The following is a 26,719-nucleotide window of genomic DNA, read 5'->3' on the forward strand; positions in this document are numbered from 1 at the left end:
TGTAAAATGAATAATGTTTCAATTACCCATTAAAATATTATTGATATTTCATTGTTAATACAAGATTGATTTTAATATTGTTTAATTAAAAAATTTGTGATGGTAATAGAAAAATGTTGTCCGCTTTTTGTATTTCTTTCTTCAATTACTAGAATCTCATAAATGTGCTAGTCGTATTTGGCTGGAAATATTATATAGAGTCTAAAAAAGGAGACATTAATGTTTAGAGGTATTGTTCAAGGTCGTGGTGTTATTCGAGCCATTTCAAAAAGTGAAGATAGTCAGCGACATGGGATTGTATTCCCTGAAGGTATGTTGCAACTTGTTGATGTAGATACTGTAATGTTAGTAAATGGTTGTTCATTGACGGTTGTCCGTATTTTAGGCGATATGGTGTACTTTGATATCGACCAAGCATTGGGTACGACAACATTTGATGGATTAAAAGAAGGTGATCAGGTAAACCTAGAAATCCACCCTAAATTTGGTGAGGTGGTTGGTCGTGGTGGATTAACAGGAAATATTAAAGGCACTGCGCTGGTCACAGCAATAGAAGAGAATGACGCAGGTTTTTCTGTACTGATTGATATCCCTAAAGGGTTAGCTGAAAACTTAACAGTGCAAGACGATATTGGAATTGATGGGATCTCTTTGCCTATCACTGATATGTCAGACAGCATTATTACATTGAATTACTCGCGTGATTTGTTAGCGAACACTAACATTGCATCGTTAGCAAAAGATGTGAAAGTGAACGTTGAAATTTTAAATGAATGGTAGTGATTAAGTGCTGCAGCTAAATATAAGCGCATTATTATTAATGCGCTTATTTGTTTTATTTTGAAGTATCAGGCGCAGTACATAGATACTGTACTTTATGGAGTGTAAAAAGGAGGTGATGTGTGGAAATAAAAACACCGTCATTTCGTGTTGAAACGTTGGATGAATCAAAAACATACCATCATCATGAATATCCTCAGATTATTCTAGGACTAATGGGGAAAAGTGAACTTTCTATCGAGAATAGTTCAGTTTGTCTTTCTCCTGGTATGGGGTACCGAATCGATGCCAATGTTGAACATTGTTTTTCAGGTACATCCAATAACCAAGTCTTAGTGATGAATTTACCCCCGTTTATTTCAATGGCTGACGTTGAACAGTTCGGTAATAGCAATTTCAGCTTAGATGCACGTACTCATCAGCTTATTTCATTGTTAGCGACTGAATTAAAAGAACATGCAGATGATAGTTTGTTATCACAATCTATTAGTAACACCTTACAGTGCTTAATTAAGCGTAGCTTGATGCTCTTTGATGAAAAAAAAGTAGAACGATTGAATATGGTACTCATTGATAACTATATAGAGCAGCATATTCAGAAGAAGATCTCAGTGGCAGAGTTATCCAGCATTGCTTTTTTAGCACAAAGCCAATTTTATGCTTTATTTAAAGCGCAAATGGGGACAACGCCACATCAATATGTGTTGCGAAAACGGTTAGAGTTAGCCAAGCAGTTGATTGCTGAGCGTCAAAAGCCGTTATCGGAAGTTGCACAATTATGCGGGTTTTCAAGTCAAAGTAGTTTTAGTCAAGCTTTTCGCCGTTTATACGGCACTTCACCTACACGCTATCAGTATTTCATTCAATAAGTTATAAGCAGCACTACTTAGAAGCGTTACATAGTTGATTTAGCTATGTAGCGCTTTTTTTATGTGCTAGATCTCGGATTATCCACTATCGGAGGAAAAATAAAATATTGCGTAGGAATTCATAAGACGACATTAAATATTATCCATAATATCTACAGGCAATAACAAAGTAGTAACATGAGGGTGGCGTTCATTATGATCTCACTGTTCATGTCATAGAGGGAACCTGATGTTTAAAGCTGTTGATGTGCTCCAGCCCGCTTTTATTGAGCAACCACTTGATCAATTATGGTCGTTGATCTCACCTTTATATGCCATCGATGAATCTACATGGCTTACGCAACTCTTACCATTGGCAGAGCCAAGTCCACAAGAGCAAGCGTTTTGTAACGAGAAAGCTTCAGAGCTAATAAGCCGTGTTCGTAGTGATAAAAATGCGGTGCAAATGATTGATGCACTGTTGCTGGAATACAGCTTAGATACCAAAGAAGGTATCTTGTTAATGTGCTTAGCTGAAGCACTAATGCGGATACCTGATGCTGCCACTGCGGATGCTTTGATCCGCGATAAACTCAGTGTGGCAGATTGGAAGTCCCATCTTAAAAACTCCGATTCTTTGTTTGTGAATGCCTCAACATGGGGGCTAATGCTCACTGGCAAAGTGGTGACCTTAGATGCTAATCAAGATGGTACGCCAACAAATGTGATTAATCGTTTGGTCAATAAAATGTCTGAGCCCGTGATCAGACAAGCGATGCACCAAGCGATGAAAATCATGGGGCATCAATTTGTGTTAGGACGCAATATTGATGAGGCGATGAAAAACGGTAAACCGAAGCGTGAACAAGGCTTTACTTATTCTTTCGATATGCTGGGGGAAGCTGCATTAACCGCAACAGATGCTAAGAAGTACTATAACGATTATCTCACCGCGATTAAGGCTGTCGGTAATGAAAACCGTGCATATGTGAGTCAAACCTCTCGCTCATCATCTGATCCTACGGTATCTATTAAGCTATCAGCATTGCATCCTCGCTATGAGGTCGCTAATGAAGCCCGTGTGCTGGATGAAATGTATCGCTCGGTATTGGCATTATTAATCCATGCCCGAGAGCATAACGTTGGGATCACCATTGATGCGGAAGAAGCCGATAGACTGGAGTTATCATTAAAACTGTTTGAAAAACTCTATCGCTCAGATGAACTAAAAGGATGGGGACGTTTTGGATTGGTGGTTCAAGCGTATTCAAAACGGGCATTGCCGGTATTAACTTGGCTTGCTGCGCTTGCTAAACAACAGGGCGATGTTATTCCACTACGTTTGGTAAAAGGGGCTTACTGGGATAGTGAATTAAAGTTAAGCCAGCAAGCTGGATATAGCGGATATCCGGTATTTACGCGTAAAGAAGGCACTGATACCTCCTATTTAGCTTGTGCACGGTTATTGTTATCGGAGCATGTTTCAAATCTTATCTACCCACAATTTGCTACCCATAATGCACATACCGTGAGTGCAATAGTGGCAATGGCAACACATTCCGATTACGAATTTCAGCGTCTGCATGGTATGGGCGATGCGCTGTATAACCATGTGATGGCAATGCATCAAACATCAGTCCGGATTTATGCACCTGTCGGTAGCCATAAAGATCTATTGCCTTATCTCGTGCGTCGATTATTAGAAAATGGTGCGAATAGTTCATTTGTCCATCGATTGGTGGATGCTAACTGCCCAATAGATTCTTTAACTCAATATCCTGTTGATCTATTAAAGCAACGAAAAACACTTCATAACAGCTTGATCCCATTGCCGAAAGATATTTTTGGCTCTACCCGTCAAAACTCAGCAGGGGTTAACATTGATATTGAATCTCAATGTCAGCCTTTCGAGCAAGCCGTTCACGTTTTTGATCAGATAACATGGAAAGCATCGCCAATCATAAACGGCAATCTAGAAGCTATTTTAGCGGCAGAGCGAGTAACAATCACTGCCCCTTATGATCGTAGTGAAGTGGTAGGCGAAGTGGTTTATAGCACATCGGCACAAATTGAAACGGCGATCAGTTCAGCACACGATGCCTTTGCGATGTGGTCGCAAACGGATGCTTCTCAGCGTGCTCATTACTTAAATTTATTAGCCGATAAGTTAGAACTACATCAAGCAGAATTGGTGGCGTTATGTCAGCGAGAAGCAGGTAAAACTATTCATGATGCGATAGATGAAATTCGAGAAGCTGTGGACTTTTGTCGTTATTACAGTGAGCAAGTGGAAACACATTTTTCGCAACCTCAGCGTAGTACAAGTTTTGATGGTGTCGATCAGTTTGTGCGTTATCAAGGTCGTGGGGTGTTTGTCTGCATTAGCCCGTGGAATTTCCCTTTAGCGATCTTCTTAGGTCAAATTTGTGCAGCATTAGCAGCAGGTAATACTGTGGTTGCTAAGCCTGCCGAGCAAACATCATTAATTGCTTGTCGCGCGATTGAATTGTTACAGCTTACAGGGATACCAAAAGACGTTATCCAATTACTGACAGGTCAAGGACGTGACATTGGTCAGCAACTTCTATCGGATGAACGCGTAGCGGGTGTTGCGTTTACGGGATCCACACCGACTGCGCAATTAATTAACCGTACGTTAATGGCAAGAGATTGTGCACCTGTTCCCTTTATTGCTGAAACGGGCGGTCAAAATGCGATGATCGTTGATAGTACTGCTTTGCCTGAACAAGTGGTTAGAGATGTATTGCGCTCAGCTTTTGCTTCAGCAGGACAACGTTGTTCTGCATTGCGGGTGTTATTTGTGCAGCAAGATATTGCCGATCGGGTTATAGGGTTAATTCAAGGTGCGATGGCTGAGCTGAGTGTGGGCGATCCTCGCTTACATTCGACGGATGTTGGTCCTGTGATTGATATATCAGCAAAAGCCAAACTACTCACTCATATTGAAGAGATGAAAAACCACGCTCAAGTGCTATATCAAACACCGTTAGCCCGTGATTGTCAGTTAGGCGATTTTGTTCCACCAACAGCGATTGAGATCAGCAATATCAGTGTGTTAACCCAAGAGCACTTTGGTCCAATTCTGCATATTGTGAGATATAAGGCGAGTGAGCTTGATCAGGTGGTCGAGCTAATAAATAAAACTGGCTATGGATTAACCATGGGCATACATAGCCGTAATGAACGGACGTACAGTGAAATTGAATCACGCGCCAAAGTCGGCAATTGCTATATCAATCGCGATCAAGTGGGTGCCGTGGTTGGAGTACAACCATTTGGTGGTCGAGGGTTATCCGGTACAGGACCAAAAGCGGGAGGACCGCATTACCTATATCGCTTTATGCAACCTAGTGTTGTTCCAATTAATACAACTAATTATATCGATATGGGGGAAGTTGAATAATGATGCATGCTCAACAACAAATATCACTATCAACGAATGTGCAAAAGTCGCTACGAGGTAGCATTTTTGCTGCTTCTATCTGGAATGATCTGGACTTTGAAACGCGAATCGCTATTCTACGCCGCTGGGCGAAATCGTTAGATAACCTATCAGCTATGATGGTTAACTTTCAGTGCGCCAATGCACAGGAAATGATTGCGACACCCCATGTAATGCCAGGGCCTACAGGAGAGAGCAATACCCTTTATTGTGTAGGACGTGGTGTGGTTGTTGTAACTGCTAACGATGATGTCGCAAACCATGTGGTCATCGCTCAAATTACTACCGCACTGGTGTGTGGGAATAGCGTGATGCTATGCCTATCGCCAGATCATCCCTTAAAAGCAGGTGCCATTCTCAGCCAATTAGCGCGAGCAGGATGTGTCGCCAATGTTCTTACTATTATCGAGAGTCATGATTTTGAATCGTTAATTCAGTCTGAAGATGTGGTTGCTGTCGCTTACTGTGGCAGTGCGGATCGTGCACTAGAAATTGCGCGCCAATTAGCTGCACGAGAAGGACAATTAGCACAATTAGTGGCAGAAACAGATGTAGTGAATTTACCGATTATTGGTAGCCAAAGTTACTGTTTACGTTTTATTACCGAACGTACCAGAACGATCAATATTACTGCCGTTGGCGGTAATGCAACCTTGCTTGAATTGGGTTGCGGAGAAGCAAGCTAACCTGACGTAGTTAAAAATGATCAAAGGCCTTTGCCATGAACAAAGGCCGATCAAAAGGAAGTACAACATGATTGAAAATAACTTCGCTATTACAGCGACGTTTATCGCATACCTACTTGCGATGTTAGCCATTGGTTATATGGCCTATAAACGCACCTCAAGTTCCAGTGATTACTTTTTAGGTGGACGCTCACTAGGGCCTTGGCCGTCAGCGATCTCTGCTGGTGCATCAGACATGAGTGGCTGGTTATTATTAGGTTTACCTGGTTACGCCTATATCGCAGGCTTTGAGTCTTTATGGCTTGCTGGTGGCTTATTATTAGGTACTTGGTTGAACTGGCTTATTTGTGCCAAGCGCTTACGTACTTACAGTATTACGGCTGATAACTCATTAACACTGCCTGAGTTTTTATCACGTCGATTCGATGATAATTCAAAGCTGATCCAAACCATTTCTGCCTTCTTTATTTTGTTGTTTTTCCTTTTCTATACCAGTGCTGGTTTAGTTGCAGGCGGAAAATTGTTTGAAACCGTATTTGGGCTTGATTACACCCTTGCACTGTTCATCGGTACGGTATGTGTCGTGACATACACCTTATTTGGTGGCTTCCTTGCGGTTTCTTGGACTGACCTAGTGCAAGGTTTGTTAATGTCTGCAGCTTTATTGATTGTGCCGATCACTGCAATGAATGCCGATCCTATCTATCTCATGGAAACGTTGCATAGCAAAAACCCAGAACTACTGACATTTTGGAATGACATTAAAGGTCAGCCGCTATCTTGGATGGTGATTTTATCGCTACTCGGTTGGGGACTTGGCTACTTTGGTCAGCCGCATATTTTGGCGCGTTTTAAAGCGACACGTTCTAATAAAGATATTAGTACTGCGCGTCGCATTGCAGTGATCTGGACAGCCCTTTCTATGATTGGTGCATTGTTAGTGGGCTTAACAGGCATTGTGTATGTTGATGGCAATTTAGGTGGCGAACTTGCTGATAGCGAGAAAGTGTTCATGCTATTAGTAAATGCGATTTTCCACCCTGTAATGGCGGGTATTTTATTAGCTGCGATTTTAGCAGCGATCATGAGTACCGCTGATTCACAATTGTTGGTTTCATCATCTGCACTAGCGGAAGATTTTTATAAGCAAGTATTCCGCCCGCAAGCATCAAGCCAAGAGATTGTGATGGTCGGACGTATTGCGGTGATCTTATTATCTATTGTTGCATTTATCTTAGCGTTGGATCCTGAAAGCTCAGTGTTAGCGTTAGTCTCTTATGCATGGGCAGGATTTGGTGCGGCATTTGGTCCTGTATTACTGCTTAGCTTGTACTGGAAAGGTATGAACCGTAATGGTGCGATTGCTGGTATTTTAGTGGGAGCTGTTACTGTAGTGGTATGGAAGCAACTGACTGGCGGTATTTTTGATTTATATGAAATTATCCCAGGCTTTATTTTCGCAACACTAGCTGTGGTAGTGGTAAGTAAAGCAACCGGTGCACCATCCGATGCAGTACAAAAGCAATATCAACAATACCAACAAAATCTGGCTGAGTTTGATTAATGCTGCTTTTTGTTACTAGGTTTTATAATTAAAATCCCGCCACAAGTTTGAGCCTGTAGCGGGATTTTTTGTTTTAGCATGCTAATACTGAGATGTTAATGCCGCTTTTAATCAATGAGTGGATAAACACCGTTTTCATCGTGGGTCTCTTTGCCGGTGATCGGTGGGTTAAACACACACGCCATCACCATTTCTTTATCTTTGTAAGCACGTAAATAGTGCTCATCGTGCTGATCAAGAATATACAGTGTGCCCGGTTTGATAGGGTAGGTTTTGCCACCCACGACTTCAATTTCCCCTTCACCACTCATGCAATAGACTGACTCTAAGTGATTTTTATAGTGGATATGGGTTTCGGTATTTTCAAAGATGGTCGTGATGTGGAAAGAAAAGCCCATCTTGTCATCTTTGAGCAACATACGAACGCTTTCCCATGTTTCAGAGGCAACACGACGCTCACTATCACGGCATTCATCTAATGTTCTAACAATCATGATTTGTCCTTAAATTATGATGCTTGTTTAAAGTCTTCTGCGACGATTTGCTCTACCGCATTTTCAAAAATCGTTAAGCCTTGCTTTAGCTCATCATGTGAGATGGTAAGTGGACTAAAGAATTTCACGACTTCATCATTAGGACCTGCAGTTTCAATCACCAAGCCATTTTCAAAACACGTTTTTGCTATTTGTCCGGCAAGCTCGCCATCGTTACATTCAATTCCGATCATCATGCCGCGACCTTTTTTCTGTACAAACAGATCGGCATGATCGTGAAGGCATTTATCTAATACCTTACTAATGATCTCAGAGCTGGCGGCAACATGTTTTTCAAGTGAATCATCCGCCCAGTAGGTTTCAAGGGCTTTGGTTGCCGTTACAAATGCATGGTTATTACCACGGAAAGTGCCGTTATGCTCACCCGGTTGCCAGATATCGAGCTCAGGTTTGAACAGAACGATTGCCATAGGTAAACCATAGCCACCAATGGATTTTGATAGGGTCACAATATCAGGTTTGATCCCTGATGGTTCAAAGCTAAAGAAAGTGCCTGTTCGTCCACAGCCTGCTTGAATATCATCCACAATCAGTAAAATATCGTGTTGTTTACAAATCGCTTCTAAACGTTGCAGCCATTGGTTAGAAGCGACATTCAAACCGCCTTCACCTTGTACTGTTTCAATCAATACTGCGGCAGGTTTATCCATGCCAGCTGAGTTGTCGGTAAGCATGGTTTCAAATAATTTAAGACCATCAATATCTGCATAACCTTCAAAAGGAATACGCGTAATATTGTTAAGGCTCATTCCGGAACCTTGACGATGATGTTGATTGCCTGTTGCGGCTAATGCACCTGCAGTACAACCATGAAACCCATTGGTGAAAGCAACAATAGAGCTGCGGTTTTTTACTTTACGTGCCAGTTTCAGTGCTGCTTCTACCGCATTTGTGCCCGTAGGACCGGTAAATTGCGTTACATAGTTAAGCTGGCGAGGGGCGAGAATATTGCGCTCTAATACTTCAAGGAAATTGGCTTTAGCTGTGGAGTGCATATCTAAACCGTGGGTGATCCCATCTTGTTCGATATAGTCGAGTAGAGCCTGTTTGAACACAGGATTATTATGACCGTAATTTAGAGAACCAGCACCTGCGAGAAAATCGAGGTAACGATCGCCTTGTTCGGTCTCAAGCCAGCTGCCTTTTGCTTTGGTAAATACGACGGGGAAACTGTTTGAGTAAGAACGAACTTTTGATTCCTGTTTCTTAAAAATATCCATAATATGCCCGTTTATTTTCCTTTCTGTTGAGTATGAGTTAAAGGGATGCGATACAAGAATTCCGTATCGTGTTTACCTTTAAAATGAATGTCTTCGTCTAAAAAAGTACTCACTTCGCCTTGCTCGCCATGGCGTGCATCTAGCTTTCTAAATAACGCCCACGATGCGCGGTTATCTTCTGTGATCGTGGTTTCAATGGCTGTGATAGGGTGCAATGCATCACGCGTTATTAGAGCTTGTAACATGTTAAAGGCAAGCCCATGGCCTCGATATTGGTGGGCTACCGCCACCTGCCATACAAATAAAGTACAAGGCTCATCAGGCTTTTTATAACCTGAAATAAACCCTGCAATCTGGCCATTACAACGTGCAATAACGCAGGTTTTATGAAAATGGGTAGATTGGAGAAAGTTACAATAAGAGGAGTTGGTATCGAGAGGGGGACAATCAGCGATCAGATTAAAAATCTCATCACCATCTTTCGCTGTTGGTTGTAAAAATGTCCACGTTTGCTTTATGTCTTCACCTATTTCGGAAGCATTTACCGAAGGTGTTGATATGTCCATATTAAGAGTCTATTCCTTTGAGCTCTAAATAGTTTGAAGTGTATTATTACCTACTATGATGACAAGTTGTTGATTAATTGCTAGAAATCTGTGTTTTACGTGAGGTGGATCTCGTTGTTTTATGTATGTAGCATGATAATAAGTATTTAGAGTACTAAATTAATTTTTCGTGTTAAGAGCGAAGAATAAAGAAATAGCGCAAGAAGGCACATTAATATGCAAGTTGTTTTTTATTGTGTGATAAAACGTGGATCACGTATTACGTGCAAATTTAATATTTATATTGGGTGAAAAAATACTGGAATGAGTGAGTTATTTTATCCAAATGTAGATTTTGATATGTCGCTGTTATTAGCATTGTATTTACTCTCCTGATTATCTTTTTCTATATCATTTTTGGACAACTCTTTTTGATATGTTTTTGCTCCTGCAAATAACAAGCAAGCAATAGTAGTGGTTAAACATGTTGATACAAAAAAGAACATTAAAATAGTGAGCATTGCTGAAGGTACCATTTAAAAGTTATAAGTAAACCGCGAGGTATACCTATTGTTACATTTGTACACTTTAAAGTATACCTTTTAGTGTTTATTTAATGCTTCTAGTGTCTATTTCGTATTTTTATTATTTAATCGTGGTTTTTATGAAATTTCATTTTCCCTAATTACTTTCTTCAAATACTGTTGTTTTTCTTCAAAAAGCGCATAGTAAAACTCTCATTTCTTGAAGGATTAAGGACACAATAATGTTAACTATGCTCAATGTTGATATTGATAATGCAGTGGCGTTTTCAATTGATGGCAAGGTCAATGAAGATGATATGAAGCGTATTTTGTATGATGCACAAGCTAAAACTGAAGTACATGGCAAGATTGTGATTTTCGAGCAGATCGATAATTTTGAAGGGATCGAGTTTTCAGCGCTACTTGAAGAAGTACGTTATGTGTTTCATGCGGGTATTTCGCACATTACCAAAGTTGCAGTGGTTGCTGATAAGCAGTGGATTGAAAAAATTGTCAAAGTGGAAGACAAGCTATTTCGTAACATCGATATTCAATTCTTCCAGCCAGAGGAAAAAGCTCAGGCGATCGAATTTTTAAAACAGCAATAATGTGAATGACAATAACCATGCACAATAACTGATCTTAGTATGTGCATGGTTATTGGTTTGCGTTTTTAAGCGTATATTTAGCGCTATATGTAGGTGTTAAACGCGCTTAAAAATAATTGACGTGTTGATCCCACCAAACGCAAAGTTGTTGCTCATAATGTATTGGCAATCAAGGTTGCGCCCTTCACCGCGAATGTAGTCTAAATCGCCACATTCAGGATCAACGTTGTCTAGGTTAAGGGTTGGGTTAAACCAACCGTTATGCATCATTTCTAGACTTAACCATGCTTCAATCGCGCCACAGGCGCCAAGAGTGTGGCCTAAATAGCTTTTCAGTGAGCTAATTGGCGTGTCATTACCAAAGATACTCGCTGTCGCTTGGCTCTCGGCAATATCACCTTTCTCAGTGGCTGTGCCGTGAGCTGAGATATAGTCGATAGCACTTGGTGATAAGTTCGCTTGCTGTAGTGCCATTTCCATACATAACTGCATGGTTTCTTTTTGTGGTTGTGTTACGTGGGCAGCATCACAGTTGCTAGCAAAGCCAACCACTTCAGCATAGATCTTCGCGCCACGAGCAACGGCATGGTCGTATTCTTCTAATACTAATGTGCCAGCACCTTCACCAATTACTAAGCCATCACGCTCGGTATCGTAGGGGCGAGGTGTTGCTTTTGGAGTGTCGTTTTTAAGGCTGGTAGCAAAAAGGGTATCAAAAACGGCAGATTCTGTTGGGCAAAGCTCTTCAGCACCACCTGCTACCATTACAGTTTGATAGCCGTGTTTAATGGCTTCATACGCATAACCAATTGCTTGGCTACCTGAAGTACATGCACTGCTCGTTGGGATCACACGACCACGCAGACCAAAGAATAAGCCTACGTTTACCGCAGTGGTGTGAGGCATCATTTGTACATACGTAGTGGCAGTAATTGCGCGGGTGCTTTTCTCGTTAAGCATTACACCAAAAGCACTGATAGCAGGGGTACTGCCAGTTGATGAGCCGTAAGCAATACCGGTTTGACCGTTAGTCAGTACATCGTTGTCTAATAAGCCTGCTTGGATAAGTGCGTTTTCAGTTGCCAGTGTCGATAGCTTAGATACACGTCCCATGGCACGGGTTTTCTTGCGCGTATAGTGTTTTGGCAGGGTGAAGTTTTCAATTGGCGCAGCCAGTTTGGTATTTAATCCATCATACAATTCATAGTCTTGCATGTAGATGGTTGCATTTTCACATGCACGCAGTTTTGGCTCAATCTGCTGCCAATCGTTACCAAATGCAGTAACCCCAGACATGCCCGTAACAACCACACGACGGTTCATACTAAACCTCCGTTCACTGAAATGACCTGACGAGTAACATAAGCGGCAATGTCAGACATTAAGTAGCTAACGAGTCCTGCGACTTCTTCTGGTTCACCCATACGACGTAGTGGTACTTGCGGTAAAGCATGCTCTTTTACGTGCTCGTCTACCATACCTGTGTCAATCAGTCCCGGTGCGACACAGTTGACAGTGATCTTACGTTTTGCGAGCTCTAACGCGAGTGACTTGGTCGCACCAATCACACCTGCTTTTGCAGCACTATAATTGGTTTGTCCACGGTTACCAGTGATCCCTGATACCGATGCTAAGGTAACAATACGGCCACCTTTACGCTTTTGTACCATAGGCATGACGCAAGGGTGTAACACGTTGTAGAAGCTATCAAGGTTAGTGTGGATCACGCCGTCCCATTCTTGCTCTGTCATTGCTGGGAATGCGGTATCTCGAGTGATCCCTGCATTACTTACCACACCGTAATAAGCACCATGTTCAGCAATGTCTGCATTAAGTTGTTCGCGGCATTGTTCGCGGTTGCTGATATCAAATTGAATTAAGCGACCTTCACCGCCAGCTTCTGAAATTGAAGCCAATGTTGCTTCAGCACCTTGTTTATCACTCATGTAGTGAACGGCGATTGTAAAACCATCTTTAGCCAGCTGTATCGCTATCGCGCGACCGATGCCTTTACTTGCACCTGTTACGAGGACGTGTCGAGTCATGCGTTCTTCCTGTTATTGTTGTCTGTTTGCATTTGTTCTAATTGTGTTTTTGAGGGAACAAATGCATTGAGTTGACTGCTTGCAACGATGTTATCGTTAACCATGATCTTGCAGTCAAAAACAGCCATGCCGTTATTTTCCATAATTTCTTCAGCATGAATGTCTAAAATTTCGTGTTCTTTGAAGGTGCTTAATTCACTGTGGTAGCGACGGCAACCTAAGAGAAAGCCGATCGGTGAATCATCACCTTTTTTCCAAGCGTGATAGCCTGACCAACCTGCGACACTTTGTGCCATAAATTCGATCCCAACATAGCCGGGAACAGATTGCGTTTGTGGATCGAAATACAGGCAATCAGGGCGGATCACCACACGGCAATGAATGTGCTTTTCACCTACGTCAATGAGCTCATCGACAAGGATCATTGGCGATTCATGAGGTAATAGTTGATGTAATGGGGGGCAATTAGTCATCGATACGTCCAATAATAAGGCTGATGTTGTTGCCACCAAATGCAAACGAGTTACTGAGCACTACGGGCTTGGCTAATGCCATCTCTGCAGAGGCTAATTGAATTGGGAGATCGTCTGCGACAACACCATCATTAATTTGCTTTGGCAGTGGTAAATTATAGCGAAGTAAGTGCCAACAAATGGCAGCTTCAATCGCGCTTGCAGCTCCTAGAGTATGTCCAGTAAGAGGCTTGGTTGAACTCACGGGGACGTGATTACCAAACACACGGGCAAGGGCTTTTGCTTCCATTGCATCATTTAAAGGCGTTGCCGTTCCATGGGCGTTGATATAACCAATATCGTTAGGCGTCAAATTGGCATCGGCTAAGGCTTTACGCATTGCTTCTTCCGCCCCAGAGCCTTCTGGATGTGGCGCTGAAATATGATGAGCATCAGAGCTATCGCCGATACCAAGCAATGCAATATGCGGTGCTGATTGATTTTCATCTGGGGTGCGAGCAAGCAGCATAAAAGCGGCTCCTTCACCAATGTTGATCCCGTTGCGATTATCACTAAATGGATTACACAAACTGCTTGAAAGAGAATCTAAGCCGTGAAAACCATTAAGGGTTAAGCGGCAAAGACTGTCAGCCCCACCGACAATTACCGCATCGACTAAGCCCGCTTTTAGCATGCGCTTTGCCGATAAAAACACACGACCGCTAGATGAACATGCAGTTGAAAGGGTGTAGCAAGGGCCTGTTAATTGGTAATAGTCAGCAATAAATTGCCCTGTATTACTCGGCTCTTGCTGGTGGTAGTGATACCCATTTGGGTAACTGCCAGTCTCTTTTTGTGTCGTTAGTGCTTGCTCACCATCACTGATCCCAGAGGTTGTTGTTCCAATAATTACCGCAATACGATCTTTGCCGTATTGCTTTATGGCGGCGTGGATCTCGGGTTCAATTTGTTGCAGCGCTGATAAGGCTAATCGGTTATTAGTCGTATCTTGGTGCGCAAAACGTGTGCTATCAATGCTTGGCAGTGCAGATGAAACTTTGCCAACGACAGTCTCTGTGCCGTCATTTAGCCAGCCTTGTACGGTTAGCATATCTGGGCTAATACCTTGGCGTAATCGTTGGTGGATGGTGTCATGTTCACAGCCTAACGCTGAGTTAAACCCACACCCACGAATATAAATTGGCTGTTTGTCGGCGATTGTTTGCATAGTGCTGGTATCTGGCTCTTTGATATTGGTTATTTAATGCTTTTCGTTATGAGTAAAAGATTATTTACCTGACTCATGTTGGCTTGATTGCAGTGTTTTAATACCGATCGTGTAATGCTGTTGATGGTTGATAAAGGTAATATCACCTTTTAGCGGATCGCTATTTTTATAATCAATATCTGCAATTATATCACCTTTATTATCAATTAATTGACGGTGATTATGGGTTTGTTTTAATTGCCAACCTACTTGTGTTAATGGGGCTTGCCAAGCATCCATCGGCCACAGCGTGATCATAATATTAAATAAGACCTGCTTAGGATCGGGTAGTGTTGCACCTAGCCCCGGCATAACATAGGTATCAATATGTTGATCTTGGTAATCAAGGCTAAGAATACGGGTTCCCCATGAAGAAAACCCTGCTAATGCCACTCGCTTTGGATCTACTTGAAGTTGAACTGGCAGCTGGTGGCTTTGTTTTTTCCATGTAGCGGTGATCAGCTGGCTGGCTGTTAATGAGTAACCCAGTTGAGCTGGTGTTGGTAAGGTCACGAGCGTATCGGGCGCAATTTCCACTTGGTTTTGTTGCACCATAGGTTTGCTGGCGCATCCGACTAACACCATGCTCGCCATCAATACGGCAATCATACCTTTAGCGTGTTGTTTTATGGTTTTCATTGCAAATAGCCTTATTGACGTTGTTGTGACGGTTTTACTTTGCTCATCGCCAACGGGGCTAATAGCCAAGCGATGATGATGCCTGTTAGTACAGTGATCCCAAAACTATGGATAGCTTGAGTATCACTCAATGCAAGTAAGCCAAATGACAAAACAGTGGTTAATGCGGATAAGGTGATCGCCAATAATGTGGTGATCCCTTGCTGGTGCGCTGTTTCTGCTTTTAGCTCTGCAAAAAATAGACTGTAATCAATCCCAATACCCAAAATTAAGATCAGCGCTAATAGGTTGAACAAGTTAAGTGGTGTCCCTGTTAGGCTTGTGATCGCAATACCCGCCATACCTGCAATCAAAGACGGAGCGATCATTTTCACCCCTTGTTTGATGCCATAACGCCAAGCTAGTAACAGATAAATCGCAAAGGTTGCTGCGATCAATAGCCAAGTCACATGCTCTCGGTATTGTCCGAACAGGATTGAGATCTCATCGGCTTTGTTTAAATACGTCAGTTCACTGTCATTATGCGTTAACTGTTCAATCGCACTTTGCTGTTGAATGTCATGAAGCAAAATCACTGCGCTGTATTTACTGACACCATTTTTATCTTTTAGTGCATCAAGCCACATAAAACGCAGTGGTGCTGAGATCGGTGATGCCAAGAAATGCGCCATGGTTAAAGGTTCAAATGTGGCGGTGAAGCTAACCGGCTGTGCCAAATTTAAGCTTTGGCTAAGAGCGGTACCTTGCTCTTTATATAGCTGTTTAACTAACTCGAAGTTAGTCTTTTGCTGCTCAAGCGTTGGAATATATTGGCCAAGGCTTTGATAGCTTTTTAATGCGCCTTGTTTGATCAATCTATCTAAGGCGTGATCGGTGGCTGCGATTTTATCAAGTAATACTTGCTGGCTATCAGCTTTTACTAGCAACATTTGCTGGCTACTGCTCACGCCTGTGATGGCTTTAATCGTCGCTTCTTGATGTTGTAACGACGCTGGCAGGGCTTGTAGTTGGCGAATATCATCGTTGTAAGTTGCTTTGGTTAAACCATAAATGGACAGCAGTGCTAATAGTATAGGTGTAACCCAACGGATACTGGGTTGCTGCCATAGATGCAGCCAACGACCTAATGTACCTGCGAAAGGAATAGCACGAGGTTTACTTGGTTTTGCTGCAAGGGTTGGATACCAACAGACCACAGTGGCGTAAGCGGCTGTTAAACCAATGGCTGAGAATAAAGACAGTTGCTGCAAACCAGGGAAGGGCGCAACTAACATACCTAAATAACCAATCAAGCTAGTGATCAAACCAAGTGTGATTGCGGTAAAGATGTGCTTTAAACCTTGTTGTGCATTCCAATGTTTACCTGCTGCTAAACGATCTGTGAGGTAGTGGAAAGCATAGTCGATGGAAACCCCAATCAAGCTGGCACCAAAGACCAAGCTAAACAAATGCACTTTGCCAAAAATCGCAACAGTAGTAACAAATGCTGCCACTAAACCACAGGTAATGGAAAGCAGGGCAAGGGCTAATGGTAAGGTGCTGCGGTAAACCGCGATCAATAAAATCACAATCCCTAGCAATGAGCCAAAGCCTATGGTGCTAATTTCATTTTCTGCGCTTTGTGTACCGTGAGCAGCGTAGAAAATCACCCCTGTTTGCTCGATTTCAAGCGGTGAATCTGTAAGTGAATACTTGCTTTCAATCTGTTGTTCTAAGGCGGTTAATGCAGGCAATTTACCTTGTAAGCCAATGTTATAAGCTGAGCCTTTGAGATTGGCGGTGATCAGGGCGTAATGTTTACCTTGATATTCTGTAGTCAGAAAGCCTTGCTTTAGGCTGAATTTACCGTTTTTTGCGGTGAGATCGGCAAGGTATTCACGAAACAACAAGAAAGGGTCGTTTTTAAGTTCAGTACCAGTAATGCCTGAGAACGGGTTATACAGCGTATGGATAACGTTTTGGGTTTGTTGTTCTGGGTGATGTTGCAGGCGATTTTGTTGCTCAGGTGTCAGTAATTGAAAGCGTTTCGGATAGTAGAGCTTTGCCCATGCTTGTTGCTGATCTTGGCTTACTTCGGCATCAATATGGCTGAACATATCAAGGGAAGGCAGGGCTTGGCTAAAGTCTTTAGCGGCTTTGAGCATGGTATCGCTGCCTTTACTGCCGACAACAAAGACCACCTTATCGCTCATGCTGGTGGCAATATGATCAAACGCTTGTTGTGCTATGGGATCTTGGCGATTTTCAGGTAATAACGCCAAGATGTTGGTTTCAATCGGGAGCTGTTTACGCGCAGTGAGTTGGTAGCCAAGGGCGGCTACCAAAATCAACATAATTGCAAGCCATAAACTGGCTAACTTAGAATTGGAAAACACGTTGTTCTTCTGATGTTAGTGTGGACGGTGTCGTTTTTTGTTGACTGAAGGTGATAATGGTTTTATCGCCACGAATTTCATCCAGTTCAAGTTCGTTAATGAACTTACCGCCTTCAATTTCAATTTTACTAAAGACTTTATCTAAAGGCGCGGCTTTAGGAGTAAGCACTAACTGCCATTGGTTGTGCGTTGTACTGTCTTTTATCTCTTTAAGTGATAAATCAAACTGCTCAGTAAGCTGTGATGTATCGCCTTTAAACAGTGATAAGAACACATGACTAAAGTAGAACACCATTGGGTTATCACTGGCTGAAAGCACCTGTGCTGGCTGGTTATCAAATTGCTGGCTGAGCTTATCTTGGGTTAATACCAGGGATACAGGCATAGGCTTAGTTTGATGCCACCACAGGCCGTTTTTCGCTGACAGTAAGAACTGACCACTTGATAGCAAGGGTTGATCAAACATTGCCATTTCACGCTTTTGAGTAAAATCACCACGCACAAGTGGCTCTGAAGATAAGCGCTTTTGTAGCTGTTCTAACGTAATAGCATGGGCTGATAAGCTAGTAAGCGCTAACAGAGAAACTGCCAGTGTTGCTTTTAGCGCTTGTTTAAATCCATGGCTAAAATGAGTTTTATTACGCATGGTTGGCATACCAAGCCTCCACTTTTTCTGTAAATACTTTTGGTGACACAAAACACATTTCACGATCAGCAATCCCAACCGCTACTTGCATGGTGTGCCCTTTAGTCATTCGTGCGCCTGTTTCACCATCATAGATAACATAATCAACACGGAGACGGTTTTCCCATTCTGTCATGGTGGCAGTAATGCGGATAGGATGGTCGTAAGGGATAGCTTTAACATACTTCACGCGGGTATCAATGATTGGCCACACATAACCCGATGCTTCCATTTCACGATAACTGTAGTTCAGTTTGTTCATTAACTGATGACGTGCTTCTTCAAAGTAGCGGAAGTAGTTACCGTGATAAATAACGCCCATTGGATCGGCATCTTGAAAGCTCGTTGTTAGCAAGACTTCAGCACTGATGAATTCAGGTTTAGTTGCTGCCATTTATCGATTTCCTACAAACATAAAATAAGAAAATATATACCCATGTGATTTTGCTGAACTTAGTACCTTGAGCTGACTTGGGTATAAGTCATCAAGATAATAGCGGAAAAAGCCATACTCACTCTGAATGTTGAGTGAGTATTTGGTCAATTTTCCAAGCAAGAGAAACTGTTAGCGATATAGTGGCCAATGTTGATGCTGGATCATATCGATAAACAGACGTAAATCTTGCTCTAGTGGGCGATCTTCAATAACCGGTTCAAAGTGCTCTAACACCGCTTCATTCATCTTAGTCAGTGCAGGACTTAAATGTGATGCATTAAGTTCTTCATCACGCTTTCTTAGCTCAATTGCTTGAGTGGCTGCCAGCAATGATGCAGCAGTGACTTGCTCTGTTAACTGCAATACACGTAAGCAATCACGAGAAGCAATGGTGCCCATACTGACTTTATCTTGGTTGTGACATTCGGTAGAGCGTGAGAATACACTGGCTGGCATGGTGTGCTTTAACGCTTCTGCCGTCCATGCTGAGATACCGATTTGTACCGCTTTAAAGCCGTGGTTGATTGGCTTACGTTCACCCACTGCGCCCGTTAGGTTAAATGGCAAACCGTTGTTGAACTTGTAGTCCATCAGCTGTGCCATTTGGCGATCAAGCAGATCTGCAATGTTAGCCACAGCGGTTTTTAGGGTATCCATTGCCATTGCAATATGACCACCATAGAAGTGACCACCGTGAAGCACACGCTCGTTATCACCATCAATAATCGGATTGTCGTTAGCGCTGTTGAGTTCGTTTTCAATCATTTGACGAAGCCATGGCAGGCTATCTTGCAGCACACCAATCACATGAGGCGCACAACGTAATGAGTAACGATCTTGCAGTCGATTGCTGTTACGAGGTGGACGTTCTGCTTGCAGATCTGAACGTAACCAACTAGCAATAAGTTGCTGACCAGGATGTGGTTTTACCGCAAATAGTGCTTCATCAAAGTGGAAATCATTACCTTGCATCGCAACAGATACCATTGCGGTGATCTTGGTTGCCATTTGTGCTAGATATTCCGCGCGCTTGTAAGCTAAACAGGCAAGTGCTGTCATTACTGATGTACCATTCATTAGCGCTAAGCCTTCTTTCGGTCTTAGCTGAATAGGCGTAATACCAAGCTCACTAAACACTTCGGCAGTTGGACGCACTTTGCCTTGATAAATCACATCGCGCTCACCGATTAAGGTTGCTGCAACATAAGACAGCGGGGTTAAATCACCACTGGCACCAACGGACCCCTCTTCAGGAATACGTGGCACGATATCGTGATTAATCAAGGTTACTAATTGGTTCAGTAGTTCATGACTAACGCCAGAAACCCCTTGAGATAGCGAGCATAAACGGGTGGCCAGTACAGCACGGGCTTGTTGCGGTGCTAATACTTCACCTAAACCACAGCCGTGGAAACGGGTTAAATGCAGCGGTAATTCATCAACGAGTTTTGGTGGGATAGCAACAGTACATGAATCACCGTAGCCAGTGGTTACACCATAAATAACGCCTTCATCTTTAAGTAGGCGTTCAAGGAAAGCGACACCGCGATCAATTTTTTCGTTGAATGCAGCATCATTATTCATTTCAGCATGGGCACCATTAGCGATAGCACAAACGTCTTCAATAGTGAGGCGATCAGCACCGAACTTAATGGTTTGTTGAGTTGTAGAGGTATTATTGGTTGTCATTGTTCTTTCCACTAAGCTGCCAAAAATTAAAAAAGTTATACCATTGTAACGGTGCTTTGATTGTGTAGGACTCTAGCCTTGATGCATAACGTTGTACTGCTTCTTGCAGCGCTGTTTCTCGTGTCTTACGAGGCAAAATCAACTGCTCGCTGAAAGGTTCAAAGTACACATCAAAATGCGGTGTCGCTTGGCTATCATCACGTAAACCAAAGAGTGTGTAGACGGGCACTTTTAATACGGAAGCAAGAATAAAAGGCCCTTGTGGAAATGGGGCTGGTTTGCCTAAAAAGTCTGCCCATACCACGCGTTGTTCTTTGGTCACTGAAGTGCGATCACCGACAATGACCACCCATTCACCTTGTTCCACTTTTTGCTGCAACATGATCGCGGTATCTGCGCCTAATTCATTCACTTGAATGAGATTGAGATCAGAATCAGGGTTAATGGCTTTGAGCACCGCATTAAAACGTTCAGCGTGTTCCGTAAAAACTAATGCGTTGATCTTAATATCGGGATGGCGAGAGCTTAATGCTCGGCATAGCTCTAGGTTGCCAAGGTGTGAGCCCAACACAATGATGCCTTGTTTGCGCTTTGCTAGCTCATTAAAGTGTTCGTCACCATGAATGGTTAAGTTTTTTTCAGAATAGTCGCCTTGCCATGCCACGAGTTTATCTAACATGGTGTGACCAAAAGACAGTAGATGATCGTAGCTATTAAGTTTTGCAGGCAAGGCTAACTGATTGTCGCTGGCGTAGCTTTCGAGTTGTTCGAGATAATCTTCTGAGGCTTTTCGCGCTTTTTTACCGGTTAAGTAGTAGTAACCCATCACGGCTTTTAACAGCAGGTTAAATGCTTTTCGCCCTAGTAGTGAATAAACAGCTAATAAGGTTTTTATGCCTAAAATCGTGCCACGCTCAGCGTGTGAAGACCAATGCTGTTGATCGGTTGGCTTACGTTGTATTAGTTTAGGAATGCGTGGCAACATGCCAAAAAACAGTTTGGTATGCATCCAGCTGATTTTGACGTTATCCCATAGCGCATCAAAGTGAGAGATCCCGTTTTCAGGGTAAATTACCTTGGTATCAATGAAGCGAACATCGCCACTATCCCAGTAAAAACGCACCATGATTTCAGTATCAAAATCCATTCTCAAACCAAGTTTATTGTGATTAATCACATTAATGATCGGACGAATAGGATAAGAGCGAAAGCCACACATACTGTCTTTGATATTAAACGACAGGGTTTCAATCCATACCCAAATATGGGTGGCATAACGGCCATATAAGCGAGATTTAGGCACCGAGTCATCATAGATAGGTTGACCAGAAATCAATGCTTCGGGATGGGCTTGAGACGCTTCGAGCAGTTTAGGTAAGGCGGCTAAATCATGTTGACCATCGGCATCAATTTGGAGTGCGTGGCTAAAGCCAAGTGCATCAGCTTGTTTAACACCGGCGATCACTGCACCGCCTTTACCTTGGTTCTTTGGTAGCGTGACAACGGTGATATTTGGGCGTTTAGCTTGCTCAGATAAAATCTTTCGAGTCGCTAATTCGCTACCATCATCGACGATAATGATCGGAAAGCCATAGGATGTGAGGGCATCAATCACCGCTGGCACCGTCGCACCGTGGTTATAGCAAGGGATCAGAAAGCAAGGGTTAAACACACTCATGCGGGCTGTCCTAGTTTGATTTTGCCCGATGAGTGTTTGTGTAATTCATCATTTTCATCGATTGAGGTATAGCTAAAGTGCAACTTCTGCTGATCATCACGCCATTCCAACGTTAGGATAATGGTTGAATCGGGCAAAATTGGCTCTTGGAATTTAATTACATCCATGCCGTTAAAATGAGTGGGAATATCAGCAAAGCATTGCTTAGCAAAATGGACTGCCCAATCAATTTGACTGACACCCGGTAGCAGTGGAAAAGACGGAAAATGTCCTTGAAAATCTGATAGCTGACCATCAGGACGTAAGGTGAGTTCTGCCTTATTGTCGTCGATATGTTGAGCGAGTAATGTTGGAGTTCTATTTGTCATCATTATTATTCTTTTTTGCTAGGCGTTATCTGCTTTAAATAACAGCTCTAAATCACTGACTAAACGCTTTCCTTGGGTGTTGAGTGGAATACTCTCAACCAGTCGGTAGCTACGTGGAATGCCGACAGGTTCGATCCACTGGCGCAGTTGTTGGCGTAATAGCAACCAAAACTTCCCTTTACCGATTAATGTAAGCTGTGTTTGTCCTTCTTCTGTCAGCGTGATCACTGCTCCTAAGATTAGACGATTATCTTGCTCTAGCGGTAACACAGCCGCTTCATTAATCCATGGTAGCGAACATAAACGTTGTTCAACATCGGTGAGCGAAATTCGTTTTTCTTCAATTTTGATAATGCGGTCAGTACGACCTTTCAGCATGAAACGATCGTTATCGATCAGTTCACAATGATCGCTAGTTTGATACCACTGAGTTGGATCAATAAACGGTGATAGGATCTTCAAACACTGTTCAGCATTTAGTGCAATCTCAATAGCCGGGAAACGCTGCCAAGGGGTTGTAGCTTGTTGCTGTTGACGATATGCCATACCGCCTGTTTCTGTGCTGCCGAACACTTCAAATGGAAGTTGCTCAAACAGGTGTTGGCATTGGTGAGCTGCTGTTAAAGGTAGCGGACCTCCGGATGAGAAAATGGCACGATACTGTGCGGTTTTCTGTTCGTTATCGAGGCGCTTTAGCAAAGCAGGGCTACTGATCAGTACATGATCATTGCTCGCTTGTGCCATTACTTGTTCAGGGTAGATCAAATCAAACCGACTAAAGCTGCGATCACAACATAATGGCCAAAGAATACGGAACAGTAAGCCGTAAATATGTTGGTGCGATACCGTACTGCTAATGGTGGCTTGTGCTAGCTTTTCGCCCCATAAGTTCTCAAGTTGAGCAATTTCATTATTCAGCAACACCAGATTTTTATGAATCGCTTTCGGTGCGCCACTAGAGCCTGAAGTAAATAGTGTGAGCTCAATAGCTTCAAGTACTAGAGGGGTAAATTGTGTAGCGTTGTGAACACTGGTTTGCCAGTCAATGCCGTTGAGCTTTAGGCTAATACAATCACTTGGACATTGAATATTGTTGTCGTGCAACAAGCCATCAAAGTGGTGGCTAAGTTCAGCTAATGCTGCTGGCTGGTGATTACCCGGTAAAACCAGTTGGTGTTTACTGTGTGCCAGTGCCATAAATGCCACGGCAAAAAAGTAGCTATCTTCACAACAGATCGCCCATTGCTTAGCGTCATAGCGAGCAAGAGCTTGGCACAACAGTGCTACATCGTGAGTGAATTGTGCCCAAGATGTGTTACCTGAAGGATCGACTGACACAGGAGATTGGCGATGAGACTGCAGCATCAACTGAGAGAGTGACGTCATTGTTGTTGGCAGTGTTAATGGTTCCATGATAATTCCGGTGTTGAAGTGAAGATGAATGGCAATGGCAGCAAGTAAGGGACAAGCCCTTAACCTTATTGTGATTTACGTTGAACGAATTGACGAACTACCCATTCAATCGCAAATAAGCTGCCAGCAAAAATGTAGCTGATCAGGCCGTTGTATAACGTCCACACTTGTAGAGAAAGGAAACAAGTGGTTAAGGCGATTGCACCATTGATAATAAAAAACAAGCACCAGACCTTGGTTACATTACGAGTGTAACGGACACCGCTCGGTGGTAAATCGGGTTCTTGTAGTCGTGCTAATCGCTCGATCAAGCTCTGTTTTTGCCATAGGCTGGCACCAAATAACCCAAGCATAAGTACATTGACTATCACGGGATAATATAAAAACCAGCCATGTTCACGAAAAACACTACCGAGTAGAGCAAGGGTTAAGCCTGCACCACCACTGAGCCATGCAATGTACTTGAGCTCACGAAGTTGAGTTTGTTTGGCGGCAATGATCCGAACAAGAAACAAGACGGCAAGCAGTCCTGCGACTACCCCTAACCCCCAACGGCTTAAACCATAGTAAACCGCGAGAGGATAGGCGAGTAACGCTAATGCTGACACTGCAGTCAGCAAACGTATCATGGATTATTCCTTAACTAGCTCGATCACAGCATCAACAACATCATCAACGGTGCGCACTGTTTTGAACTCTTCAGGTTTGATTTTTTGACCAGTTAGGTTTTGTAGATGAACCACCAAATCAACCGCATCAATACTGTCTAGATCAAGATCTGTGTATAGATTGGTTTGTGGTTGAATGTCATCGGCATCAAGTTCAAATAGCTCTACAAGCACGTTTTTAACTTGATCAAATACTTGGTTACGGTTTGCTTCTGTCATATTCTAATACGCTGTTTTATCTGTATTTATTTTTTATTGTTAGAGATATAGTTTGCTAGATTTGCTACTGACGCGAAATGCTCGCGAGTGTTAGTGTCATCAGCATCAATAACAATATTGTACTTCTTCTTAATCGCTAAGCCCAATTCTAGGGCGTCGATGGAATCTAGACCTAAACCATCATTAAAAAGAGGCGCATCTGTTTCAATATCATCAACCGTGATGTCTTCAAGGTTCAATGATTCAATGATCAGGGCTTTTAATTCGTTGTGTAGTTGTTCCATAGTACCTACTTATGATTGTTATTATGTTGCTCAACCGTGTGTTGGGCGGGAAAAATGGCTTCGCCAAGATAACGATTAAGCTTACGCGCTGCTGTCGTTGCTGAATCACTGCTTTTAAGAAATGATCCGATCTCTATTTTATCCTTTACTTCAACTAAGAAGAAAGGCTTGGTATCAGGCACTTGGTACCACTTCTTCTCTTTCGTTAAGAAGCTTGGCTCTACCGTGATATGAATAACACGTAGATCTGATTCTGTGCGTACCGCAATCTGTGCTGCACCACGTTGTAATTTGGACTTTTTTCCCGGTGTTGTGCGCGTACCTTCAGGGAAAACCAGTAAAACATTACCGTTATTTAAACGCTCACTACAGCCATCTAATAAGCTTTCAGGATCTTTATTGGGAATGTAGCCTGCGGCTTTCACAATGCCTTTCATAAACGGGTTATGCCAAATAGCGGCTTTTACTAAGCAATCACATTGTGGCAACCGTGATGCAATTAATACGTAGTCAATTAAGCTTGGATGGTTTGCCACAATTAGGCAATTACGATCATTGGCTAATAGCTCAGTATTTTCAAAACGGTAATCAATCGCTCCCCAAAAACGCATGGTACGGCAGAAAAAATCAAACGCTTGTTGAATGATTCTCTGTACTTTAAATTCACGCTGCTGGCTATCTTTGGCGGTACGTGTCATGAGTGGGAAGACAATAAAGGTCAGTGCCAGTGCACCTACGCCAAAGATGGTGAAGCAGAAACCGGTTGCGAAAACACGCCAGTATTTATTCAAGCGTTGTGGCACTGTCAGCGTTGAATTTGGCATTACTTATGTTTCCAATACCAGTGATGACGCTGATCGGTTATAGCAAATTGTTTGTTGCCTAATGTGAGATGCTTGATCACATCTAATGTTTGTGGGTAGCCCATGTTCACGTCCTTTGTTCGCTGATCAACTGCGCTCCATTGCAGTGTGTAGTCATCGCCCGCAGAAAGAATGGCACTGAAGGCATAGCCTTGGTGAGCATCATTCTCAAATGCTTGGTATTGCTCAGGTAGTGGTTCGTCAAAATCAACCAGCAATACTTGGTGTTGTGGGTTATCGCTTAAGTAGCATGCTGCTTCAATTAACGCTGAATGCAGTGTGTGTTCACCAGCCGATAACGATGTTACTGGGATCGGCTGTTTGGTAATGATGGTATAAAGACCCGCTGCGGTATTGTGAACAGATTGAGAGAAAGCAATGGGTGAGGCGTCGTCACCATCAATGATGGATTCAATCAGATCGACTGTGCGATGAAGTTCACCGTGGCGGCTAGCAAAAATGATGTAATCGATATCTTTTTCATCAGCGAGCGATAGCGCGCTTTGTAGTGCAAGCTTAGTTAAGTTGCTCATACGTCGGCGTATCATGGCCGGAATTTTATCGAATTTGATCTGCTCTGGTGCTTGTGGCCAGCGTTGGGTTTCTGCCCATTCTTGCCATTCTAAAGAGGAAGAAAGACCTAGCGAAAGGGCTTTCCAGTCATTAATAGTAAAGTGCACCGAGTTCATTCTTAAACCGTTTGAGTAATATTTATTGTTATAATTTCAATTTGTCTATGATAATAAAATCCGTCGCTTATTGAAAAAGGTATTTGGGACATAAATAAAACTTAGCTTAAGTTTTACAATGTAAACCCTTCATCAAATAAGTGATATCGATATACCC

Annotated in this window: 26 protein-coding genes; 6 read left to right on the top strand and 20 right to left on the bottom strand. The window is 42.7% G+C overall.

Annotated elements, in window-relative coordinates; all coding sequences use genetic code 11:
• Positions 1-219 precede the first annotated feature (219 nt).
• The 5 genes from E5A76_RS06475 to putP all read left to right on the top strand — a co-directional run bounded on the left by E5A76_RS06475 (position 220) and on the right by putP (position 7,341).
• Positions 220-780, top strand: a complete 561-nt coding sequence (locus E5A76_RS06475) for a hypothetical protein (RefSeq protein ID WP_161118440.1) — start codon at positions 220-222, stop codon at positions 778-780.
• Between the two features lie 122 nt (positions 781-902).
• The gene (locus tag E5A76_RS06480; protein WP_053987814.1) at positions 903-1,649 is read left to right on the top strand and encodes a helix-turn-helix domain-containing protein; all 747 of its coding nucleotides are present in this window, start codon (positions 903-905) and stop codon (positions 1,647-1,649) included.
• Positions 1,650-1,878: 229 nt separating this feature from the next.
• A complete protein-coding gene (putA, locus tag E5A76_RS06485) occupies positions 1,879-5,052 on the top strand; it encodes a bifunctional proline dehydrogenase/L-glutamate gamma-semialdehyde dehydrogenase PutA (RefSeq protein ID WP_161118441.1) in 3,174 nt (1,057 codons plus the stop codon).
• The gene (locus tag E5A76_RS06490) at positions 5,052-5,777 is read left to right on the top strand and encodes an aldehyde dehydrogenase family protein (RefSeq protein WP_161118442.1); all 726 of its coding nucleotides are present in this window, start codon (positions 5,052-5,054) and stop codon (positions 5,775-5,777) included. Before putA ends, E5A76_RS06490 begins: the two co-directional genes overlap by 1 nt.
• Positions 5,778-5,844: 67 nt before the next feature.
• Complete coding sequence (gene putP, locus E5A76_RS06495; protein WP_161118443.1) at positions 5,845-7,341, top strand: sodium/proline symporter PutP; 1,497 nt, start codon at positions 5,845-5,847, stop codon at positions 7,339-7,341.
• A gap of 107 nt (positions 7,342-7,448) precedes the next feature.
• On the opposite strand, the gene E5A76_RS06500 is transcribed toward putP, so the two are convergent.
• From E5A76_RS06500 to ectA, 3 genes are read right to left on the bottom strand one after another with little or no spacing between them, the layout of a single operon-like run.
• Positions 7,449-7,835, bottom strand: coding sequence for an ectoine synthase (locus tag E5A76_RS06500; RefSeq protein ID WP_161118444.1), 387 nt, complete (start codon positions 7,833-7,835; stop codon positions 7,449-7,451).
• A 14-nt stretch (positions 7,836-7,849) separates the two neighbouring features.
• Positions 7,850-9,115 (bottom strand): diaminobutyrate--2-oxoglutarate transaminase, encoded by a 1,266-nt coding sequence (gene ectB / locus E5A76_RS06505; protein WP_161118445.1) that lies wholly within the window; start codon positions 9,113-9,115, stop codon positions 7,850-7,852.
• A gap of 11 nt (positions 9,116-9,126) precedes the next feature.
• Positions 9,127-9,681 carry a diaminobutyrate acetyltransferase gene (gene ectA, locus E5A76_RS06510; RefSeq protein WP_053987819.1) on the bottom strand — a complete coding sequence of 185 codons (555 nt, stop codon included), beginning with the start codon at positions 9,679-9,681 and terminating at the stop codon, positions 9,127-9,129.
• Positions 9,682-10,426: 745 nt separating this feature from the next.
• On the opposite strand from ectA, the gene E5A76_RS06515 reads away from it, so the two are divergent.
• Entirely contained in the window at positions 10,427-10,792 is a 366-nt protein-coding gene (locus E5A76_RS06515) for a SpoIIAA family protein (protein WP_161118446.1), read from the top strand.
• 96 nt (positions 10,793-10,888) lie between these two features.
• Here the strand turns inward: E5A76_RS06515 and E5A76_RS06520 are convergent, their stop codons facing one another.
• The 17 genes from E5A76_RS06520 to E5A76_RS06600 all read right to left on the bottom strand — a co-directional run bounded on the left by E5A76_RS06520 (position 10,889) and on the right by E5A76_RS06600 (position 26,562).
• On the bottom strand, positions 10,889-12,115 hold the full coding sequence (locus E5A76_RS06520) for a beta-ketoacyl-ACP synthase (RefSeq protein WP_161118447.1): 1,227 nt from the start codon (positions 12,113-12,115) through the stop codon (positions 10,889-10,891).
• Positions 12,112-12,837, bottom strand: coding sequence for a 3-ketoacyl-ACP reductase FabG2 (locus E5A76_RS06525; protein WP_053987822.1), 726 nt, complete (start codon positions 12,835-12,837; stop codon positions 12,112-12,114). The genes E5A76_RS06520 and E5A76_RS06525 overlap by 4 nt, the downstream gene beginning before the upstream one ends.
• Positions 12,834-13,310, bottom strand: coding sequence for a hotdog family protein (locus E5A76_RS06530; protein WP_053987823.1), 477 nt, complete (start codon positions 13,308-13,310; stop codon positions 12,834-12,836). Before E5A76_RS06530 ends, E5A76_RS06525 begins: the two co-directional genes overlap by 4 nt.
• Complete coding sequence (locus tag E5A76_RS06535; RefSeq protein ID WP_161118448.1) at positions 13,303-14,517, bottom strand: beta-ketoacyl-[acyl-carrier-protein] synthase family protein; 1,215 nt, start codon at positions 14,515-14,517, stop codon at positions 13,303-13,305. Before E5A76_RS06535 ends, E5A76_RS06530 begins: the two co-directional genes overlap by 8 nt.
• Before the next feature lie 60 nt (positions 14,518-14,577).
• The gene (locus E5A76_RS06540) at positions 14,578-15,195 is read right to left on the bottom strand and encodes a DUF3261 domain-containing protein (RefSeq protein WP_161118449.1); all 618 of its coding nucleotides are present in this window, start codon (positions 15,193-15,195) and stop codon (positions 14,578-14,580) included.
• An 11-nt stretch (positions 15,196-15,206) separates the two neighbouring features.
• Positions 15,207-17,570, bottom strand: a complete 2,364-nt coding sequence (locus E5A76_RS06545; RefSeq protein ID WP_161118450.1) for an MMPL family transporter — start codon at positions 17,568-17,570, stop codon at positions 15,207-15,209.
• On the bottom strand, positions 17,554-18,225 hold the full coding sequence (locus tag E5A76_RS06550; protein ID WP_161118451.1) for a LolA family protein: 672 nt from the start codon (positions 18,223-18,225) through the stop codon (positions 17,554-17,556). The genes E5A76_RS06545 and E5A76_RS06550 overlap by 17 nt, the downstream gene beginning before the upstream one ends.
• Positions 18,209-18,649, bottom strand: a complete 441-nt coding sequence (locus E5A76_RS06555) for an acyl-CoA thioesterase (RefSeq protein WP_161118452.1) — start codon at positions 18,647-18,649, stop codon at positions 18,209-18,211. Before E5A76_RS06555 ends, E5A76_RS06550 begins: the two co-directional genes overlap by 17 nt.
• Positions 18,650-18,820: 171 nt before the next feature.
• The gene (locus tag E5A76_RS06560; RefSeq protein WP_161118453.1) at positions 18,821-20,380 is read right to left on the bottom strand and encodes an HAL/PAL/TAL family ammonia-lyase; all 1,560 of its coding nucleotides are present in this window, start codon (positions 20,378-20,380) and stop codon (positions 18,821-18,823) included.
• A complete protein-coding gene (locus E5A76_RS06565; RefSeq protein WP_161118454.1) occupies positions 20,367-22,058 on the bottom strand; it encodes a glycosyltransferase family 2 protein in 1,692 nt (563 codons plus the stop codon). Before E5A76_RS06565 ends, E5A76_RS06560 begins: the two co-directional genes overlap by 14 nt.
• Positions 22,055-22,426 (bottom strand): ApeI family dehydratase, encoded by a 372-nt coding sequence (locus tag E5A76_RS06570; protein ID WP_161118458.1) that lies wholly within the window; start codon positions 22,424-22,426, stop codon positions 22,055-22,057. Before E5A76_RS06570 ends, E5A76_RS06565 begins: the two co-directional genes overlap by 4 nt.
• An 18-nt stretch (positions 22,427-22,444) precedes the next feature.
• Positions 22,445-23,839 carry an AMP-binding protein gene (locus E5A76_RS06575; RefSeq protein WP_161118455.1) on the bottom strand — a complete coding sequence of 465 codons (1,395 nt, stop codon included), beginning with the start codon at positions 23,837-23,839 and terminating at the stop codon, positions 22,445-22,447.
• A gap of 65 nt (positions 23,840-23,904) precedes the next feature.
• The gene (locus tag E5A76_RS06580) at positions 23,905-24,468 is read right to left on the bottom strand and encodes a COG4648 family protein (RefSeq protein WP_161118456.1); all 564 of its coding nucleotides are present in this window, start codon (positions 24,466-24,468) and stop codon (positions 23,905-23,907) included.
• A 3-nt stretch (positions 24,469-24,471) separates the two neighbouring features.
• The gene (locus E5A76_RS06585) at positions 24,472-24,726 is read right to left on the bottom strand and encodes an acyl carrier protein (RefSeq protein ID WP_008988636.1); all 255 of its coding nucleotides are present in this window, start codon (positions 24,724-24,726) and stop codon (positions 24,472-24,474) included.
• Between the two features lie 26 nt (positions 24,727-24,752).
• On the bottom strand, positions 24,753-25,010 hold the full coding sequence (locus tag E5A76_RS06590) for a phosphopantetheine-binding protein (RefSeq protein WP_008988637.1): 258 nt from the start codon (positions 25,008-25,010) through the stop codon (positions 24,753-24,755).
• Positions 25,011-25,015: 5 nt separating this feature from the next.
• Positions 25,016-25,834 (bottom strand): lysophospholipid acyltransferase family protein, encoded by an 819-nt coding sequence (locus tag E5A76_RS06595; RefSeq protein WP_187695574.1) that lies wholly within the window; start codon positions 25,832-25,834, stop codon positions 25,016-25,018.
• Positions 25,834-26,562: a beta-ketoacyl synthase chain length factor gene (locus tag E5A76_RS06600; RefSeq protein WP_161118457.1), complete on the bottom strand. Its 729-nt coding sequence runs from the start codon at positions 26,560-26,562 to the stop codon at positions 25,834-25,836. The genes E5A76_RS06595 and E5A76_RS06600 overlap by 1 nt, the downstream gene beginning before the upstream one ends.
• Positions 26,563-26,719 lie beyond the last annotated feature (157 nt).

Origin of the sequence: Photobacterium lucens (genome assembly GCF_009873615.1) — a bacterium.
GTDB classification, from domain to species: domain Bacteria; phylum Pseudomonadota; class Gammaproteobacteria; order Enterobacterales; family Vibrionaceae; genus Photobacterium; species Photobacterium lucens.